Source organism: Rhodanobacter sp. sgz306013 (assembly GCF_057031145.1).
The window spans coordinates 45,513-64,465 of record NZ_JBXCIJ010000001.1; the positions used below are offsets into that span (position 1 = coordinate 45,513).

The 18,953-nt window shown below is 68.2% G+C and carries 16 protein-coding genes; 11 read left to right on the forward strand and 5 right to left on the reverse strand.

Annotated elements, in window-relative coordinates:
* Positions 1-212 precede the first annotated feature (212 nt).
* The 8 genes from cysD (at position 213) to AC2EWF_RS00230 (ending at position 7,941) form a co-directional block, all read left to right on the forward strand.
* On the forward strand, positions 213-1,130 hold the full coding sequence (cysD, locus tag AC2EWF_RS00195; RefSeq protein WP_483637357.1) for a sulfate adenylyltransferase subunit CysD: 918 nt from the start codon (positions 213-215) through the stop codon (positions 1,128-1,130).
* Positions 1,130-3,022, forward strand: a complete 1,893-nt coding sequence (gene cysC, locus AC2EWF_RS00200) for an adenylyl-sulfate kinase (RefSeq protein ID WP_483637358.1) — start codon at positions 1,130-1,132, stop codon at positions 3,020-3,022. Before cysD ends, cysC begins: the two co-directional genes overlap by 1 nt.
* A 90-nt stretch (positions 3,023-3,112) precedes the next feature.
* Positions 3,113-3,730 (forward strand): alpha-ketoglutarate-dependent dioxygenase AlkB family protein, encoded by a 618-nt coding sequence (locus AC2EWF_RS00205; protein WP_483637359.1) that lies wholly within the window; start codon positions 3,113-3,115, stop codon positions 3,728-3,730.
* A gap of 69 nt (positions 3,731-3,799) precedes the next feature.
* A complete protein-coding gene (gene gcvT / locus AC2EWF_RS00210; RefSeq protein ID WP_483637360.1) occupies positions 3,800-4,900 on the forward strand; it encodes a glycine cleavage system aminomethyltransferase GcvT in 1,101 nt (366 codons plus the stop codon).
* Between the two features lie 73 nt (positions 4,901-4,973).
* Positions 4,974-5,369: a glycine cleavage system protein GcvH gene (gene gcvH, locus AC2EWF_RS00215; RefSeq protein ID WP_369494728.1), complete on the forward strand. Its 396-nt coding sequence runs from the start codon at positions 4,974-4,976 to the stop codon at positions 5,367-5,369.
* A gap of 366 nt (positions 5,370-5,735) precedes the next feature.
* Positions 5,736-5,948: a hypothetical protein gene (locus AC2EWF_RS00220; RefSeq protein WP_483637361.1), complete on the forward strand. Its 213-nt coding sequence runs from the start codon at positions 5,736-5,738 to the stop codon at positions 5,946-5,948.
* Positions 5,949-6,000: 52 nt separating this feature from the next.
* Complete coding sequence (metJ, locus tag AC2EWF_RS00225) at positions 6,001-6,528, forward strand: met regulon transcriptional regulator MetJ (RefSeq protein WP_483637362.1); 528 nt, start codon at positions 6,001-6,003, stop codon at positions 6,526-6,528.
* A gap of 390 nt (positions 6,529-6,918) precedes the next feature.
* Positions 6,919-7,941 carry an energy transducer TonB gene (locus AC2EWF_RS00230; protein ID WP_483637363.1) on the forward strand — a complete coding sequence of 341 codons (1,023 nt, stop codon included), beginning with the start codon at positions 6,919-6,921 and terminating at the stop codon, positions 7,939-7,941.
* Positions 7,942-8,011: 70 nt separating this feature from the next.
* Here the strand turns inward: AC2EWF_RS00230 and AC2EWF_RS00235 are convergent, their stop codons facing one another.
* Complete coding sequence (locus tag AC2EWF_RS00235; RefSeq protein WP_483637364.1) at positions 8,012-9,307, reverse strand: serine hydrolase domain-containing protein; 1,296 nt, start codon at positions 9,305-9,307, stop codon at positions 8,012-8,014.
* Between the two features lie 268 nt (positions 9,308-9,575).
* Here AC2EWF_RS00235 and AC2EWF_RS00240 point away from each other — a divergent pair, with 268 nt between their 5' ends.
* A complete protein-coding gene (locus AC2EWF_RS00240) occupies positions 9,576-10,832 on the forward strand; it encodes an NTP/NDP exchange transporter (protein ID WP_483638231.1) in 1,257 nt (418 codons plus the stop codon).
* On the opposite strand, the gene AC2EWF_RS00245 is transcribed toward AC2EWF_RS00240, so the two are convergent.
* Positions 10,822-11,250, reverse strand: a complete 429-nt coding sequence (locus tag AC2EWF_RS00245) for a CBS domain-containing protein (RefSeq protein ID WP_483637365.1) — start codon at positions 11,248-11,250, stop codon at positions 10,822-10,824. The genes AC2EWF_RS00240 and AC2EWF_RS00245 overlap by 11 nt on opposite strands.
* A gap of 155 nt (positions 11,251-11,405) precedes the next feature.
* On the reverse strand, positions 11,406-12,116 hold the full coding sequence (mtgA, locus tag AC2EWF_RS00250; protein WP_483637366.1) for a monofunctional biosynthetic peptidoglycan transglycosylase: 711 nt from the start codon (positions 12,114-12,116) through the stop codon (positions 11,406-11,408).
* Between the two features lie 98 nt (positions 12,117-12,214).
* On the opposite strand from mtgA, the gene hslO reads away from it, so the two are divergent.
* Positions 12,215-13,111 (forward strand): Hsp33 family molecular chaperone HslO, encoded by an 897-nt coding sequence (gene hslO / locus AC2EWF_RS00255; protein ID WP_483637367.1) that lies wholly within the window; start codon positions 12,215-12,217, stop codon positions 13,109-13,111.
* Positions 13,112-13,187: 76 nt separating this feature from the next.
* On the opposite strand, the gene AC2EWF_RS00260 is transcribed toward hslO, so the two are convergent.
* Positions 13,188-16,079 carry a bifunctional diguanylate cyclase/phosphodiesterase gene (locus AC2EWF_RS00260; protein WP_483637368.1) on the reverse strand — a complete coding sequence of 964 codons (2,892 nt, stop codon included), beginning with the start codon at positions 16,077-16,079 and terminating at the stop codon, positions 13,188-13,190.
* 232 nt (positions 16,080-16,311) lie between these two features.
* On the opposite strand from AC2EWF_RS00260, the gene AC2EWF_RS00265 reads away from it, so the two are divergent.
* Positions 16,312-17,223 carry a hypothetical protein gene (locus AC2EWF_RS00265; protein WP_483637369.1) on the forward strand — a complete coding sequence of 304 codons (912 nt, stop codon included), beginning with the start codon at positions 16,312-16,314 and terminating at the stop codon, positions 17,221-17,223.
* Between the two features lie 83 nt (positions 17,224-17,306).
* Here the strand turns inward: AC2EWF_RS00265 and AC2EWF_RS00270 are convergent, their stop codons facing one another.
* Complete coding sequence (locus AC2EWF_RS00270; RefSeq protein ID WP_483637370.1) at positions 17,307-18,854, reverse strand: tetratricopeptide repeat-containing sulfotransferase family protein; 1,548 nt, start codon at positions 18,852-18,854, stop codon at positions 17,307-17,309.
* Between the last annotated feature and the right edge of the window lie 99 nt (positions 18,855-18,953).

Genomic DNA, 18,953 nt, shown 5'->3' on the forward strand with positions numbered 1-18,953 from the left:
GCCGCGGTGCTTTTCGGGATGGGGCGCGAATCGCGGCTGAAGCCGCTACTACGCGGTTCAAGCGTCGCGCACGGGATGCGTTTTGGCACCATATGCCATCTCGTGCGCTTTCCCATCGGCCTGGTTGTTTGGGCAATCGGCGGCGCTCGCGTAGCATGCCCGTTCGGCTCGGCCTGCAGCGGGCCGTACCTCGCTACTGAAACTGGCACCTCATGAACGCACGCCTGGCACCACGCACCGACCACCTCGACGAGCTCGAGGCCGAGAGCATCCACATTTTCCGCGAGGTGGCGGCCAGCTTCCGCCGACCCGTGATGCTGTATTCCATCGGCAAGGACTCCTCGGTGCTGCTGCACCTGCTGCGCAAGGCCTTCCACCCCGCGAAGCCGCCGTTCCCGCTGCTGCACGTGGACACCACCTGGAAGTTCCGCGAGATGATCGCGTTCCGCGACCAGGTGGCCGCTGCGGGCGACGTCGAGGTGATGGTCCACATCAACCAGGACGGCGTGCGCCAGGGCATCTCGCCGCTGACCCACGGCGCCACCGTGCATACCGACATCATGAAGACGCAGGCGCTGAAACAGGCGCTGGACCAGCACCGGTTCGACGCGGCGATCGGTGGCGCGCGCCGCGACGAGGAGAAGTCGCGCGCCAAGGAGCGCGTGTTCTCGTTCCGCAATGCCCAGCACCGCTGGGACCCCAGGCACCAGCGCCCGGAGTTCTGGCATACCTACAACACGCAGATCCGCCAGGGCGAGAGCGTGCGCGTGTTCCCCATTTCCAACTGGACCGAGATGGATGTGTGGCAGTACATCCGCCGCGAAAACATCCCGGTGGTGCCGCTGTACTTCGCCAGGCCGCGCCCGGTGGTGGCGCGCGACGGCGCGCTGATCATGGTGGACGACGAGCGCTTCACCCTGCGCGAGGGCGAGCGGATCGAGACGCGCATGGTGCGTTTCCGCACCCTGGGCTGCTACCCGCTCACCGGCGCGGTGGAGTCCAGCGCCGCCACGCTGGACGAGATCATCCAGGAGATGGCCGATTCGAAGAGCTCCGAGCGGCAGGGCCGGGTGATCGACCACGATCCCTCGGCCTCGATGGAGCGCAAGAAACAGGAGGGCTACTTCTGATGGACGCCGTCAACGCCGATCGCGCCGGCCAGGGCCTGTTGCGCTTCATCACCTGCGGCAGCGTGGACGACGGCAAGAGCACCTTGCTCGGCCGCCTGCTGTACGACGCCGGCATGGTGCCGGAGGACCAGCTCGCCGCGCTCGGGCGCGACAGCCGTCGCCTGCATGCCGACGCGGGCGACGTACTGGATTTCGCCCTGCTCACCGACGGCCTGGATGCCGAGCGCGAGCAGGGCATCACCATCGACGTGGCCTACCGCTACTTCCACACCGCGCGCCGCCATTTCATCGTGGCCGACTGCCCGGGCCACGAGCAGTACACCCGCAACATGGCCACCGGCGCTTCCAACGCCGAGCTGGCGGTGGTGCTGGTGGACGCGCGCAAGGGCCTGCTGCCGCAGACGCGCCGGCACTCCTACATATGCAGCCTGCTCGGCATCCGCCAGGTGGTGCTGGCGGTGAACAAGATGGACCTGGTGGACTGCAGCGAGCAGGTCTACCGCGAGATCGCCGCGTCCTACCGGGCGCTGGCGCAGACGCTGGGCATCGCCAGGGTCGACTGCCTGCCAGTCATCGCGCCGGGCGGCGACAACGTGGGTACGCGTTCGACGCGCCTCCCCTGGTACCACGGGCCCACGCTGCTCGACCTGCTGGAGGCGGCCGACGCCACGCCGGCGCGGGCGGCGGATTTCCGCATGCCGGTGCAGTGGGTGAACCGCCCCGACCACGGCTTCCGCGGCTATGCCGGCACGATCTGTGGCGGCCGCGTGGCGAAGGGCGACGAGATAGTGGTGCAGCCCGGCGTGGCGCGCGCGCGCATCGCGCGCATCGTCACCGCCGACGGAGACCTGGACAGCGCGGGCGAAGGGCAGGCCGTGACCCTGTGCCTGGACCGCGAGCTGGACGCCAGCCGCGGCGACGTGATCGCCGACGCGCTGCGCCCCGCGCCGGTGGCGGACCAGTTCGCCTGCCACATCGTGTGGCTGGGCGACAACGCGCTGCTCCCCAACCGCACCTACTGGCTGAAGATCGGCACGCGCACGGTCAACGCGCGGGTGATGGCGATCAAGCACAAGGTGGACGTCAACACGCAGGCCAAGCTGGCTGCACGCCATCTGGCACTCAACGAGGTGGGCTACTGCACGGTGGGCCTGGACGAGGCGATCGCGTTCGAGTCCTACGCCACCAACCGCACTCTGGGCGGCTTCATCCTGATCGACCGCCAGAGCAACGCCACCGTGGCCTGCGGCATGATCGACTTCGCGTTGACCCGCTCCGCCAACGTGCATTGGCAGCACGTGGACGTGGACAAGACGGTGCGCGGCGCCGGCATGGGCCAGCGCCCGCTGTGCGTGTGGTTCACCGGCCTGTCCGGCGCGGGCAAGTCCACCATCGCGAACCTGGTGGAGAAGCGCCTGCACGCGCTGGGCCACCACACCTACCTGCTGGACGGCGACAACGTGCGCCACGGTATCAACAAGGACCTGGGTTTCACCCCTGAGGACCGCGTGGAGAACATCCGCCGCATCGGCGAGGTGGCGCACCTGATGGTGGATGCGGGCCTGATCGTGCTGGTCAGCGCGATCTCGCCCTACCGCAGCGAGCGGCGCTCGGTGCGCGAGCTGTTCGACGCGGGCGAGTTCGTCGAAGTGTTCGTGGACACGCCGCTGGCCGAGTGCGAGCAGCGCGACCCCAAGGGCCTGTACCGCAAGGCGCGCGCCGGCGAGATCCGCAACTTCACCGGCATCGACGCGCCGTACGAAGTCCCCGAGGCGCCCGAGGTGCACCTGCAGACCGCCGGACTGCGTGCCGAGCAGCTCGCCGAGCAGCTGGCCACGCAGTTGCTGGGGCGTATCGGCTTGCAGGCGCATGACGATGGCTACGCCGTCTGAGCTTGCGGGGGCGCTCTCCTGTTCGCCCTGCCCATGGGCGCTGCATGCATCGCTCCGGATTGCGCATGGTCCGGACCGCCGGCCCGGGCGATGAGCGGCTGGCAGGGCCTCCGGCTTGCCGATGCCGATGCGGCGCTATGGTCGCACTGGCTGGACGCGGCGGAGGCGGATGCGCTGTTCGCCGAGTTGGGCCGGGCGGTTGCCTGGGAGACCCACCGCATCCGCCTGTTCGGCCGCGAGCACGATTCGCCTCGGCTGAGTTGCTGGATCGGCGATCCCGGCATCGCCTACACCTATTCGCGCACGCGCTTCGAGCCGCGGCCCTGGCCGGCCGCGCTGGCCGCCGTGCGTGCGCGTGTCGAGCAGGACTGCGGCGCGCGCTTCAACAGCGTGCTGGCGAACCTGTATCGGGATGGCCGGGATTCGATGGGTTGGCACAGTGACGACGAGCCCGAGCTGGGCGCGCGGCCGCTGATCGCCTCGCTGAGCCTGGGTGCGGAGCGCCGCTTCCGCTTCCGCCGGCGCCGTCCGCGCGGCGAGTCGGTGCGGCCCGGCGACACCCTGGAGCTGGTGCTGCCGCACGGCAGCCTGTTGCGCATGGCCGGCGACACGCAGCGCCTGTACCGGCACGACCTGCCGCGCATGCGCGGCATCACCGCGCCGCGCATCAACCTCACCTTCCGCTGGATCGATACGTCGGCGCACTGACGCGGCTTGGAATGCCGCGGGCGGGCAGGGGATAATGGCCGTCTCCCATCCCCGCAAGGCGCCATCGCGATGACCGAGAAGACCGTACTCAACGCCACTCATCGCGCATTGGGCGCGCGGATGGTCGATTTCGGCGGCTGGGACATGCCGATCAACTACGGCTCGCAGATCGAGGAACACCACGCGGTGCGCCGCGACGCCGGCATGTTCGACGTCTCGCACATGACCGTGGTCGACCTGCACGGCGCGCGCGCCAAGGACTTCCTGCGCCACCTGCTGGCCAACAGCGTCGACAAGCTCAAGGTGCACGGCAAGGCGCTCTACTCGTGCATGCTCAACGAGCAGGGCGGGGTGATCGACGACCTGATTGTGTATTTCCTTGGCGACGAGTTCTACCGCCTGGTGGTGAACGCCGCCACCCGCGCCAAGGACCTGGCGTGGATCGAGAAGCAGGCCGCTGCCTACGGCGTTGAAGTACGGGAGCGTCCCGAGTTCGCGATGATCGCGGTGCAGGGCCCGCACGCCCGCGCCAAGGTGCTGGGCGTGCTGCACGAAGTCGATCGCCCGCGCATCGAGAAGCTGGGCAAGTTCGCCGCCGCCGCCGCGCAGGGGCCGCACGGCATGCCGCTGTTCGTGGCGCGCACCGGCTACACCGGCGAGGACGGTTTCGAGATCATCGTGCCGGCCGAGCACGCGGTGGCGCTGTGGGAGGCGCTGGCTGCGGCGGGTGTGGCGCCGGCCGGCCTCGGCGCGCGCGACACGCTGCGCCTGGAGGCCGGCATGAACCTCTACGGCCAGGACATGGACGAGACCGTCTCGCCGTGGGAGGCCAACCTTGGCTGGACCATCGCGCTGGACGAGGGGCGCGATTTCATCGGCCGCGTCGCGCTGGAGCGCCAGAAGGCCGCTGGCGTGTCGCGGGTGATGGTGGGCCTGGTGCTGGACGAGAAGGGCGTGCTGCGCCACGGCCAGAAGGTGCTCACCGCGAACGGCGAGGGCGAGATCCTCTCGGGCAGCTTCGCGCCCACCCTTGAGAAGGCCGTCGCGTTCGCCCGCATCCCCGCCGGCGAGCCGGGTGCGATCCGGGTCGACATCCGCGGTCGCGAGGTGCCGGTGCGCCTGGTGAAGTACCCGTTCGTGCGCGACGGCAAGCCCTGCGACGGCATTTGAGCCGGCGCCTTTCCTGCCAATCTCTTGCGGCTAGAATGGCCGCCTGTCCCCTGACCCGAAACTGGACCCGACCATGAGCGAGATTCCCGGCGACCTGAAGTTCAACAAATCCCACGAGTGGGCTCGCGTCGAAGACGGCGGCCTGGTACGCGTGGGCATCTCCGACCATGCCCAGGGCCAGCTCGGCGACCTGGTCTACGTCGAGCTGCCGGAAATCGGCGCCAGCGTCACGGCCGGCAATGCCGCCGCGGTGGTGGAGTCGGTGAAGGCCGCCTCGGACATCTACTCGCCGGTGTCCGGCGAGGTGGTGGAGGTCAACGAGGCGCTCAACGACAAGCCCGAGACGATCAACGAGGACGCCTACGGGGAAGGCTGGATCTTCGCCGTGCGCATCAGCGACCGCGCCGAACTGGACCAGCTGCTCGACGCCAGCGCCTATGAGGAACTGATCGAGAACGAGGACCACTGAGCTTCCGCGTTCCCGCCCGGACCGACGACGGCCGCCTCGCGCGGCCGTCGTCGTTTCCGGCATCCGTGCATGCCGTGCCCGATGCGTCAAATGGACGGCCGTTTGCGGAGGCGATGCAAGTCGTCCGAAGCGTCGGAAGCGGGGGCGATGGTCGCGCTCGGCGTGCTTGCCGGCGTCGCCGGAGCGGACGGTCCCGGTCGTTGCCGCCGCCTCGGCGAGGTGCCTTGGCCGGCTGTTCGTTGCCCGCGACGGCCGCAAACGGTTCCGCCGGCGGTCGTTTCGCGGAGAATCCGGTCGCGTCCCGTTCATCTCTCCGGAGCGCCCTCATCCGGCAGGCGGAGCGCGGGCCGGTGTGTGGAGACGAAGATGCGCCGCATTCCAGGCGAGATGCGGTGCGCAATCGGAAAAGCCCTTGTTTCAGGCAATTTTCAACGCGCGATGAAAAATGCGCCGGGATACCGTTTGGATGTATGGATGTCCAAATGCAAATGTCCCGGATGCCGATCCGGTGCCATCGTCCGCGCCGGCGGCACGCGCCGCTTGGCGAAACGGATTGATTTGCCGGCCAAAATCCATTGACAGCTGAAATCTTACGGAATAGCTTTCGCCCAAGTTCACGGGGAACGGCAACATGGCATCACCGAAATACATCACGCCTTACATAGAGCACGGTGAGAAGGCGAACGCGGTACGCAAGATCACCGTTTCGATTCCGCTCCATGTATTGCGTACGCTGTCCGACCTGCGCACCGAACGTCAGGTGAAGAATCTGAGGCACGCCACCAACAGCGATTTGCTGGTCGAGGCGTTCCTCCATGCTTTTACTGGGCAACCACTGCCAACCGATGAGGAGCTAAGACGAACCATGGCCACTGCCAAGAAATCCGCTGCAAAGAAGCCGGCTGCCAAGAAGGCCGCCAAGAAGACCACTGCCAAGAAGACCGCCGCCAAGAAGCCGGCCGTCAAGAAGGCTGCCGCGAAGAAGACCGCCCGCAAGCCGGCGGCGAAGAAGGCTGCCGCCAAGAAGCCGGCGGCTGCGAAGAAGACCACTGCGAAGAAGGTCGCCAAGAAGCCGGCGGCGAAGAAGGCCGCTGCCAAGAAGCCTGCCGCCGCCAAGGTGGTGAAGGCCGTCAAGACCAGCAAGACCAGCAAAAAGTAAGCACTACAACAACAGGCATCATCGATTTGTCTCCCCGCGGTGCCCAGCGCGGGGAGATCGATTCGGAAACTTCGTCCCGGCATTGCCGGGACGTTTCGTTTTTGGAGTGCGACCTTGGATGGCCGCCTGTTTGACTGCCCCGGCCAGCGGGGTATCGCAAGGACTGGCGCCGCCGGCAACCGGCGATTCCATGCCGCCCCGCCAGCACGACACCCGCCGCGCCGCCGCGGAACGCATCACGGCTTGCGACGAAAGTCCATGCGATTTGCCCCTCCGGCGCAATGCGGTTACCTTTCCCACATCCGCGCCGCGGCGTAGTCAGGGGACTCGCCGCTCCTGGATGCACAGGGGGAAAAAGCGCGGGTATCTGTCGACACTCGGTGAGAGACCATGGATACCCGATATACACACATCGCGCGCCGTCGCGTGCGCGGGGCCGTTCGGCCCGTCGCCATCGCCATTGTTGCCATCGTCGCCGCGCTTGCTGCAGCGGCGTGGCTGCTGATCATCCGGCCCTACCAACAGCAGATGCAGCTGGACACCGGCGGTGTGCCGGCCGTGTCGGCGGCGGTGAAGACCCAGGCTGAGGCCGCGCCGGCCAACGTGCAGGCGATGGACGTCAACCAGCTGCTGACCGAGGCCAGCAAGGCCCTGAAGGACCAGCGCCTGCTCGCGCCGGCGGGCAACAACGCGTTCGAGTTCTACCTGCGCGTGCTGGCCAAGCAGCCCGGCAATCCCGTGGCCACCAGCGCCCTGCGCGAGACCTTCCCGTACGCCGCCTCGGATGCCGAGCAGGCAGTCAACTCGCGTGACTTCAACGAGGCGCAGCGCGAGATCGACCTGCTGGCCAAGGCCGATCCGGCGAACTACACGCTGACCATCCTGCGTTCCAAGCTGGATGCGCAGCGCAAGCTGGCCAGCCAGCAGCAACAGCAGGCGCAGGACCAGCAGAAGGCGGCGCAGCTTGCGGCGCAGAAGGCCGCCACCGAGAAGCAGGAGGCCGCGAAGCAGGCCGAGCAGCAGCAGGCGCAGCTGGCCGCCGAGCAGGCCAAGGCGAAGCAGCAGCGGACCGAACAGCAGCAACAGGCCGCAGCGCCGGAGAAGACGCAGGCCGCGCCGGCTGCGGTCGCAGCCGCCGAGAGCAGCGATGCGGTGCTGTTGAAGGGCGCGAACCCGAACTATCCCACCGCGGCGCTGCGTGCGGGCCAGAGCGGCTGGGTGGTAGTCAGTTTCACCGTCACGCCGGAAGGCCGCACCTCGGACGTGCGCGTGGTCGATGCGCAGCCGCGCCACGTGTTCGATCGCGCCGCGATGGAGGCGGTGAACCGTTACCGCTTCAAGCCGGCGATGCGTGGCGGCACGGCGGTGGCGAGCACCAAGCAGCAGAAGATCGAGTTCAGCACCGGACGCTGACGGGAGCTCCGGCTCGTTCGGGCAAAACGGCGCATGCATGGCATGCGCCGTTTTTGCGTGGATGGCCCGTTCAGTGGCGGCGGCGCGGTCGCGCCTTGTGCACGGGCCTGGCCGGCGCCGCCTTGGCCGGCTCCGGACTTTCCACCCCGGCCCAGTCCACGTGGGGCAGGCCGAGCAGGCTGTCGAACACCATCGGCATCAAGCCGCTGGGCATCGCGCCGGCGGAGTTCCACAAGGTGACCACGCCCGCGTGGTACTTCGGGAAGAAGCCGATCATGGTGCGGTAACCGGCCACCGCGCCGGCGTGGAAGATCAGTGTTTCGCCGGCATAGGTGTAGACGCGCCAACCCAGCGCGTAGTGCGCGGCGCTGAGCCGCGCCCGCCGCCATGGCGTGGCGCGCAGTTCGGTCGGGGTATTCACGGCGGGGGCATGCAGGACGTCGAGCAGGCTGGTGGGCAGCACGTCCTGGCGGCCGCCCATCTGCGCGATCAGCCACAGCTCCATGTCGCGGATGCTGGCGTTGACGCCGGCGGCCGGGGCCACGCGGTAATAGGTCTCGTTGGGTTCGAACGGAATCCAGCCGTGGTTCCTTCCGGGACGGTGCGGGTGCGCCCAGCTCTTGCTGGATTCCAGCGCGGAGCGGCCGTAGCTGGCGGTCTGCATGTCCAGCGGATGGAACAGGCTCTGATCGACGAGGCGACTGAAGAAGTTGCCGGTGCGCGCGAACAGCACATCGCCGATCATGCTGAAGGCCACATTCTGGTAGCCGTAGCACTGACCCGCGGGGCAGGTGTTGTCCACCTCGTCCAGCTTGCGCACCAGCTCCTGGTAGGACTCGTCGTCTTCCAGCAAGTTGTCGTAGGTGTTGTGCGGCAGGCCCAGTCGTTGGCCGAGGATGTCAGCCACGGTGGCCTGGTCGGCGGACTGCATGTCCTTGAGCTTGAAATAGGGCAGCACGTCGACCAGTTTCATGTCCCAGCGCAGCTTGCCGCTGTCCACCAGCAGGCCGGTGACCGCGGTGGCGAACGCCTTGGAGAGCGAGGCGAGCCGGAACACGGTATTCGGCGTGACCGGCGTCTGCTTGCTTGCGTCGGCGTAGCCGAGGGTTTGCTCGAACACCACCTTGTCGTCGACCACCACCGCCGTGGCCAGGCCGGCGGCACCGTGGCGCGCGTCGAGTTCACCAAGCCAGCGCCGGTAGTCGGCAAGCGTGGCCTTGACGCGCCCGGGCGGCAGTTCGGCCGACGCGATGTGCGCGCTGGCCGGGGGCAGGTTGCCGCTGTCGTCGGCCGGCGCGGCGTGGAGGCCGGTGCAGGCCAGCCCGATGGCGCAGGCGAGAACGGTAGGCAGGTGTCGGAACGGCATGTACTTCGGCAAGGCTGGATGACAAGGACGACGTCGAGCTTGGATGTGCCCGGGCGAGTGGCCGGCGGCTGGACGGAAGCGCTGATTCTCCAGCACTTTGCATGGAGGGACAACGCGGCTGCGTGCGCGGGTTCATCTGGCGGTCGCCGCGGATCGCCGACGCTGCGCCCGGGGCGTGCTAGCCTTGCAGCCCCCCGGGCTCCTGCCCGTGCTGGATGCCCGCGTGAGTCCGATTCGTGCCGACGCGACCCGCGAGGGCGCCGAACCCGTGCTGTCCGCACTGGCGTTCTTCTTCGTGATGACCTCGTACTACATCATCCGGCCAGTCATGGGCCAGCTGAGCGGTGCGGTCGGCTCGCAGTCGCTGCCACTGTTCTACGGCGCGGTGCTGGTGGTGATGCTGCTGCTGACGCCGCTGTTCGGGATGCTGGTGGCGCGCTTCCGGCGCCGCCGGCTGCTGGGCTGGAGCTACAGCTTCTTTATTCTCTGCCTGCTGGCGTTCGTGCCGGCGTTCATGGCGCAGCAGCGCATCGGCGCGCGCGAGTTGGGCGTGGTGTTCTTCGTCTGGGCCAGCGTGTTCAACCTGTTCGTGGTGTCGCTGTTCTGGAGCTTCATGGCGGACATCTTCGACAGCGGCCACGCGCGACGGGTATTTTCGTTGATCGCACTGGGCGGCATGGCTGGCGCGATCTTCGGTCCGCTGGTGACCAAGCTGCTGGTGCAACTGATCGGGGTGGCGCCGCTGCTGGTGGTTTCTGCGTGCGCGCTGACGCTTTCGCTGGCGTTGTTGCTGCGGCTTTCCGCGCAGCACGATCAGCAGCCGGGCGGCGCTGGCGAAGCGGCGATCGGCGGCTCGCTGTGGGCCGGACTCAAGGAGCTGTGGTCACGTCCGTTCCTGCGTTACATGGCTTTGCTGATGCTGTTCGGCGACGGTATCGGCACGCTGGCCTACGCGCTCGTGGCCGACTACGCCAAGGCGCATTTCACCGACGCGGTGGCGCGCACGGCGTTCTACAGCAACCTGGACCTGGCCACCAACCTGCTCGGCGCGTTGCTGCAGCTGGGCCTGACCCGCTGGTTGCTGATCCGCCATGGTGCCGGCTGGGGCCTGCTGTTTCCGGCGCTGGTGAACGTGCTGCTGCTGGCCGGAGTGGCGATGCTTGGCGCCGGTCACCTTGAGCTGCTCGGGTACAGCGTGCCGCTGCTGGCGGTGATGCAGGTGATCACCCGCGGCTTCGCCTACGGCATGACCAAGCCGGCGGCGGATGCGCTGTACACGCGGGTGCCGCGCGAGACGCGCTACAAGGGCAAGAACTTCGTGGAGACCGCGGTGTGGCGCTTCGGCGACCTGGTGGTGACCAGCACGGTGAGCGGCCTGCGCGTGCTCGGCGTGGGTGTCGCCGGGCTGGCGCTGGCGGGCGCCGGCGTGGCAGTGCTGGCCAGCTGGGTGTCGCGGCGTGCGGGCTGGTCACCCGATCTGGCGCCGGAAACCCCGGTGACTCGCAAGGACGTGTTCACCCCGTGATGTAGCGTTCCAGATGCTCGATCTGCTCGGCCTGGGCGTCGATCACCGCCTTCACGAGGTCGCCGATCGAGATGACACCGACCACCTTGCCGCCTTCGAGCACCGGCAGGTGGCGCACACGGCTGTCGGTGCACAGGCGCATGCAATCCAGCACGTCGGTCTGCGGCCCTACCGTGAGTGGGTCGGCACGCATGATGTCCGCCACCGCGGTCTGCGCCGAGGAGCGGCCCTGCAGGATCACCTTGCGTGCGTAGTCGCGCTCGGACACCACGCCCACCAGCTGTTCGCCGCGCATCACCAGCAGGGCACCGATGCGGTGTTCGGCCATCAGCTTGATCGCATCCAGCACGGGGGCGTCCGGCGCGATGGTGTAGAGGCCGCCACCCTTGCCTTCCAGCAGATGCCTGACCTGACGCATGCCGAGGACCTCCGGTTGAACCCGCGGATGGGGGCCGGATGAGTCTAGCGCCAGAGCTCGCGGCCGGTGTAGCCGGATCGTGAAGCACCGTTTTGGATAGTGCGGCCAGGGATGGCCGCCCGCTAGATTCTCGCGACCGGGGACGATCGCAAAGGTCATCGCTCGCCGATGTAGGCCGGGCCGCCGAGCTGGCGCATCTGCCGCTCGATCCACGCCGCGCGGCGCAGCACATAGGCGCTGGGACGGTCGGCATGCAGGTGCCGCGGGCTAGGCAGCACTGCGGCCAGCCGCGCCGCCTGCTCCGGGGTAAGGCGCGCCGGCGCCTCGTGGAAATAGATCTCGCTGGCCGCCCCGACGCCGTAGATGCCGTCGCCCAACTCGGCGATGTTCATGTACACCTCGAGGATGCGCCGCTTCGGCCAGGTAAGTTCCAGCAGCACGGTGAAATACGCCTCCAGCCCCTTGCGCACGAAGCTGCGGCCGTTCCACAGGAACAGGTTCTTCGCGGTCTGCTGGCTGATCGTGCTGGCGCCACGCAGGCGCGCCCCCTCGTCGGCCGCGTCGATCGCCTCGTGGATGGAGTCGAAGTCGAAGCCGTGGTGGAAGGGGAATTTCTGGTCCTCGCCGGCCACCATCGCCAGCGGTGCCCACGGCGACACCCGCGACCACGGCACCCAGTGCTGGCGCAGGCGGAAGTCGCGCTCGCCGTGCAGCCAGGCGCCGATGCGCCGCTCCACCATCACCGCCGAAGTCAGCGGCGGCACGAAGCGCAATACCAGCACGGCGAACCAGGTGAGCGCCACCCAGGCCAACGCGGCGAACGCGATCCAGCGCAGCAGGCGACGAAAGGGCGGGAGACGTGGCATGGCGGGCGGCTGGAGGAGATCCGCGGCAGTATAGAGGCGGCCATTGCGCAGGCGGCATCCGCCCCCATCTGGCGACGATGGTCTTGCGAGGTGATCGCGTGGAAACCGTACTGGTCGAAGATGTGTTGCACCGCTTCCTGCTCGAACGCGCCGGCGTGCGCGGCGCGCTGGTGCGGCTGGGGTCGGCGTGGCGCGAGGTGGCCGGCCGCGCCGACTATCCCGATCCCTTGCGCAGCCTGCTCGGCCAGGCGCTGGCGGCCAGCGCGCTGCTCACCGCCAACATCAAGCTCGACGGCGAGCTGTCGGTGCAGCTGAAGAGCACGGGTGCCTTGCGCCTGCTGTTCGCCGAATGCACGGACGGCGGCCGCCTGCGCGGCCTGGCGCGCTGGGAACAGCCATTGCCCGCGCCGCTGGCGCTGGACGCGCTGCCGCAGGCGGTAATGGCGATCACCATAGGCAACGTGGAGCGCGGCCGGCGCTACCAGGGCCTGGTGGAACTGCGCGCGGCGGACCTGGCAGGAGTGCTGGAGAACTATTTCGCCCAGTCCGAGCAGTTGCCCGCGCGACTGGTGCTGGCCGCCGACGGCGAACACGCGGTGGGCCTGATGCTGCAGAAACTGCCCGACGAAGGCGGCCACGGCGGGACCCAGGACGAGGAGGCGTGGACACGGGTGATGCACCTCACCGCCACGCTGGGCGCGGCGGAACTGCTGGCCACCACCCCCGAGCAGTTGCTGTACCGCCTGTACCACGAGGAATCCGTACGCCTGTTCGAGCCGCGACCGCTGGCGTTCGGCTGCAGCTGCAGCCGCGAGCGGGTGGCGGCAATGCTGCGCTCGCTCGGGCGCGACGAGGTGGAGGCGACGCTGGACGCGCAGGACGGCAAGATCGAGGTGAACTGCGAGTTCTGCGCGCAGCGCTACCAGTTCGACCGCGTGGACGCGGAGCACCTGCTGCGCGATGCGGGCGGGGCCGGAGTTTCTGGCACGGCGTGAACGCACCGCAGGAGCGTACCCTGTGCGCGATGGCTTTGGGTGGGCCTGATCAAGGCCGGGGCATTCGCGCGCGGGCCTACGGCAGGCGGTGTTCCGGGCGCAGCCAGTATTCGGCGGTTTGCGGCTGCGCGAACAGGAAGCCCTGGCCGTAGCGGCAGCCCACGTCGACCAGGGCCTGTCGCTGCGCGGCCTCCTCGATGCCCTCGGCGATGACCTGCATGCCCAGCGAGTCGGCCAGCACCTGGATCGCGCGTATCACCGCCGTGCCCTGGTCCTTGCGTTCGTCGCCGAGTTCGGTGACGAAGGAGCGGTCGATCTTCAGCGTGTCGAACGGGTACTGGTGCAGGTAGCTCAGCGATGAGTAGCCGGTGCCGAAGTCGTCGAGCGCGATGCCCACGCCCTGGTGGCGCAGGTTCTGCAGCATCTGCTTCACCTGGGTGGGGTTGTCCAGCAAGGTGCGCTCGATCACCTCGATGCGGATGCTGGACGGTGGCACGCGATGCCGCTCCAGCAGCGCCAGCAGGCGGGCGTCGAAGTCGGCATAGCGGAAATGCAGGCCCGAGACGTTGATGCTGATGGTGCCCTTGGTGCCAACCAGTTGCGTGGCCTGGGCGCAGGCCTGCTCGAAGATCAGCCAGTCGATCGCCTCGGCGCAGCCGGTGTCCTCGGCGATCAGCAGGAAATCCTGCGGCAGCAGCAGGCCGCGCTCGGGATGGTTCCAGCGCAGCAGCGCCTCGTATCCCGCGACGCGGCCGTCGACCAGGGAGACGATCGGCTGGTAGAACGGCACGAACTCGCGGCGCGTCAGCGCATGGCGCAGGTCGCTTTCCATGCGCAGCAGCGACAGCGCCTCGCGGCGCAGGCGGTCGTCGAACAGCGAGGCCCGGTGGCGGCCACCGTCCTTGGCGTGGTACATCGCCGAGTCGGCGTCGCGCAGCAGCTCCTCGGGCTGGCGGTAGTGCGTGCCGGCCATCGCGATGCCGATCGAGGCGGACGTGAAGATTTCGCGCGCGCCCAGCCGGAACGGCGTCTGCAATTCGTTCAGCACGTGCTCGGCGATGCGCCGTGCCGCGTCGGCATCGGGCACGTGCTCCAGCAATACGGCGAACTCGTCGCCGCCGAGGCGCGCCACCACGTCGCGGGTCTTCAGGCAGGCGCGGATGCGGCCGCCGACCTGGAACAGCAGGTCGTCGCCAACCAGGTGGCCGACCGAGTCGTTGATCACCTTGAAGCGGTCGAGGTCGATGAATAGCACGGCGAATTGCTCTTCCGGATGCGCCTGATAGCGCTGCATCGCCTGTTCCAGCCTCTGCAGCAGCAGGGTGCGGTTGGGCAGCCCGGTGAGCGAGTCGTGCAGGGTCTCGTATTTCAGCCGGCGCTCGATGCGCTCGCGTTCGGCGATCTGTTCGCGCAGGTCGCGATTGGCCAGGCCCAGCGCGCGGGTGCGCTCGACCACGCGCCGTTCGAGGCTGGCATACGCCTGCTTCAGCGTGGCGTCGGCATGCTTGCGCTGCAGTGCGTTGGCGACGTGGTAGCTGACGAAGGTAAGCAGCTCCTGGTCGCGCTCGGTATAGGTGTGTTCGGGCGTGTAGCTCTGCACCGCGAGCACACCGCGCACCTGGTCGCCCCAGATCAGCGGTACCCCGAGCCAGCACACCGACCGCGAGCCGAAACGGGTGATCTCGCCGCTGGCGCACAGGCGGTCGATCGTCGCGGCGTCGGCCAGCAGCGGCCGGCCGGTGCGCTGCACGTATTCGGTGGCGCCGGTGCCGTGGCTGCGCGGCGGTCGGTCGTTGTCCACCTCGTCCACTGAGTAGGGGAAGCTGATCAGCTGGTTTTCCTCGTCGCTGAGCGCGATGTAGAAATTTCGCGCGTACAGCAGCCCGCCGATCACGCGGTGCACGGCCGGGTAGAAGTCCTCCAGGCTGTCGGTGGTGCTGGCCAGCTCGGCGATGCGGAACAGCGCCGCCTGCAGCCGTTCGCCGCGCTGGCGCTGCAGCACCTGCTGACGCAGCACGCGGTTCGCCTCGCGCAGCGCGGTGGTGCGGTCGGCGACCCGGCGTTCCAGCTCCACGTGGGCGCTGCGCCGCTCGATCGCGGTCTGCACGTGTTGTGCCACGTAGCTCAGCAAGTCGAGGTCGTGCCGGGTATAGCGCACGCTGGCGCGATAGCTCTGCACCACGATGCAGCCGACGACCTGGCCGGCGCGGAACAGCGGCACGCCGATGCAGTGCTCGCAACGCGGGCCATGCAGCTGGAATTGGCCGCCGAGTTCCTGTGCGAGTTCGTCGGCGGCGCCGAACAGGGGACGCCCATGGCGCAGCAGGTTCCAGGTGATGCCGTGCAGCAGTTCGTGCAGCGGAACGTTGCGCCCGGGAGGCGGCGGGTCGGCGTCGAGGGTGTCGACGTAGTACGGAAAGCGCACGCTGTCACTGGCCGGGTCGTACAGCGCGATGTAGAAGTTTTCCGCGTACATCAGGCTGCTGACGATGGTATGCAGCGAGCGCATCAGCGCGGGCATGTCGTGTTCGGCGCTGGCCTGCTCGGCGATCGCGTAAAGCGCGCGCTGCAGCCGCTCGGCCAGCGCCAGCCGCGAGATCGCCTCGTATAGGCGGCTGGATTCGGCCAGCTGGCGCAGGCGCGTGTCGGCGAGCCGACCCAGCCAGGCCAGTTTTCCGTGCAGGGGCTCGGCAACCGGTTCGTCGCGGCTCAGCGTGAGCACGTGCTGGTGCTGGGTATCTTCCGCCAGATCGAAGTGCCAGCCGGCGGCATGTGCGTCCCTGGCCTCGGGTGCCCGCCATTGCAACCGGCCGGTGATGCCGAAGTCGGCCAGGATGCGTTCGCAGATTTCCAGCACGCTCGAACTGTCGTGTGCCTTCAGCAGCTGCTCGATCGCCGCAGGCACGCCCGCCGGATCGTCTGCCGGGGCGGGCACGGGCGTGGAGCGTGAGGTGGAAGCTGCATTCATCAAGGATCGACCCGGCAGTCGGGGGCGGCGTGACGCCCCTTATATCCTGCGAATCGGTGCCACCGCCAGCAGGAACCCCGAGGACGGCAAACCGGTCTATCGAGAAGCCGGTCACAGCACGGTATTGATTACTGTACCGCGGGCTTGTACCGGTGTTAGTTAAATGTAAAATGCGATATACTTCAGTCGCTGCAACCGACTGACTGATGCCACCGTATCGGACCCTTTGCCCATGCGTCGCCTGCTCGCTCCACTGCTCCTGTGTCTGCTGCCGTTCGCGGCGGCAGGCCAGACTGTGGACGATGCCAGCGGCAAGCTGGCCACGCAGCTGCTGAAGCAGCCGCCGGCGCAGATGGCCGAGGTGCAGCCGGGTCTGGTGGTGCCGCTGTGGCGCGGCACGGACGGTCGCCTCTTCGTGCTCAAGGCGGACAAGCGCAACGGCATCCTGGCTCAGCGCGACGCGCCCCTGTCCTTCCATGCGGTCGACGCGGCGAGTGTGACGAGTGCGGGCCTGCAATACGGCCTGACGCCGAACTGGCAGGCGCACGCCGACGTGAGCCAGCATTCCTGGATCAATAGCCCGCTGCGCGTGGTCGGCAGCGAGGTGGGCGCCACCTACCAGGATGGGCGCTACAGCCTCGGCCTGAGCGTAGGCGCCAATAGCACGCCCAGCAGTCCCAGCCTGCCGCGCGTGCTGCCGGGCGTGGTGCCGGGTGTTGATGGTCTCTCCGGCTTCGACAGCAGTTCCCAGCTCAATGCGCGCGGTCGTCTGGCGCTGGGCAGCAAGAGCGGCATCGATGTCGGCGCCAGTGTCGGCCGCATACACCTGTTGCCGGGCAACCTGCTGGGCATCAGCACCCTGGACCAGAAGGCGATCAGCTTCGGCGTCGACCATGGTCCGGTCAGCGGAAGCATCGTCGGCCGCACCATGCAGCCGCTGGCCGGCTTGCCGGGCAACGGCTACGCCCCCGACCGCCGCTGGAACAGCATCGACCTCGGCGTGACCTGGCGCCTGCCGTGGCAGGGCTCGCTGAGCGTCGGCGCGCAGAACCTGTGGTCCTCCGGCACGGCGACGAACACGCCGATGGGTCCCGAGCCGGACCAGTCGCGCACGCCTTACGTCCAATACCACCAGGACCTCTGATCTCCGCCTGCCGCGGAGTCAATCACGCAACCGGAACGCCGTCGCCCAGCGCCGGCATTCTCGTCTGACGCCCCGGACAGTCGTCAGCGCATCGATTGCGCCGCCAGCGCTGCTCGCAGCGGCTCCAGTTGCCGTGCGTAGCTCCGCCACTGGCCCAGTCCCCGCGTATGGATCGACTCGCGCACCTGCGCGCTGCTGGGCGTGGCGACGGGGGCGGCGTTGCGCTCGGGCCTGAAGCAGGCTTCCTCGGTAGCCAACCCGCAGTGGGCCAGGACCTGGCGGACCGTCGCTTCGGTGTCACGCACGAGTGCATCGTACGGTACGTCCAGCATGGCTCCCGGCATTGTGGCGTGCCAGTGCTGCGCCAGCCTTGCGTACTGCCCGTGGTAGTGCGCAAGCGCTTCCAGGTCGTAGCTGTATGGGGAGATGTTGCCGAACATCGCCTTGTAGTTGGAGAAGCAGGTGTCCATGGGGTCGCGCACCAGATGCAGGATGGGCGCGTGCGGCAGCGCGCGCCGGATGAAGGCGACCATCTGGATATTCGCGGGAAGCTTGTCGACGTAATACGCCTTGCCTTCCGCACGCCACTGGGTCTGCTTCAGGTAGCGCTCGCCAAGCTCGCGGCAGTCGATGTGGCCGGCGCGGCGGATGATTTCCAGCAGGCCCCTGGACCGGGCCGGCACGACGTCGGCGACCCAGTGCAACTGGCGCCAGAAATCGATGATTTCACCCGCCGAGGCGACTTGCGAGTGGCTGGAGAGGATCCGGTCTAGCAGGGTTGTGCCCGAGCGGGGCATGCCCACCACGAAGATAGGCACGGGACCCGGTGGTCGCTGGGCGCCAGGGCACGGCCCGGCGGCAGCCGGCATGCCGATCAGCGCCCCGGCGACTGATTCTTCGGCCTCGGCACCGTAAGGATTCAGCGCATGCATGATCGCGTTGCAACGTGACAACGCGTCCCAGGCCTCCTCGTGGCGACCCAGGTCATCGAGCGTCTTGAAACGTGCGTATTCGAATTCCGCGCGCACGAAGTCGCGATCGCCCCCCGTGGCTTCCTGCGGCATTTGCCGCAATTGTTCCTCGATCCACTCCAGCCGCCGGGATTCGGGGCGTTGCCTGCGCAGGTTGACCAGCACCGTGATGGCGTCGCCGAAGTGCGGCCAGCGCAAAAGGCAGTGCTCAAGCAACGCCTGCGCCTCGTCGATCCGGCCGCTGAACTGCAGCAGCAGGGCATGCATGTGCAGTTCGTCGGGAGAATCGGCCCCCGCGCGCCGTGCGCGTTCGATCAGCTCGTGGGCCTTGGCGATGTCGCCGATCATGAAGCGGAGGTGGGCCTGGGCGGCCAGCAAGCCGTAGGGTGGCTCGGGCGCCTGCTCCAGCAGGTCGAGGCAGGCGCGGGCAACATTGATTTCGCCATTGGCGACAAGGCGTTGCGTGAGCGAAACGATCAGTGGTGCGTTGTGCGGAAGCCGGCTTGCGGCTTGCAGGAGCGGCTGGCTGGAGGCGCGGAAGCGCCCACGCTGGAACAGCACTTCGGCCAGTTCGATCAGCGCTGCGGTGTCGTTGGGCGCCTGGGCGAGCCGCAATTCCAGGGATTCCTGGGCATGGGCCAACCGGGCTTCGTCCAACACCGGATCCTGGGATGGGGGGCGTGGCGTGGTGGTTGCGGATGCCGTCGAGTTCATCGGGGGATGGTAGTTCCGCCACTGGGGCAGCTCAATCCGCCTGTT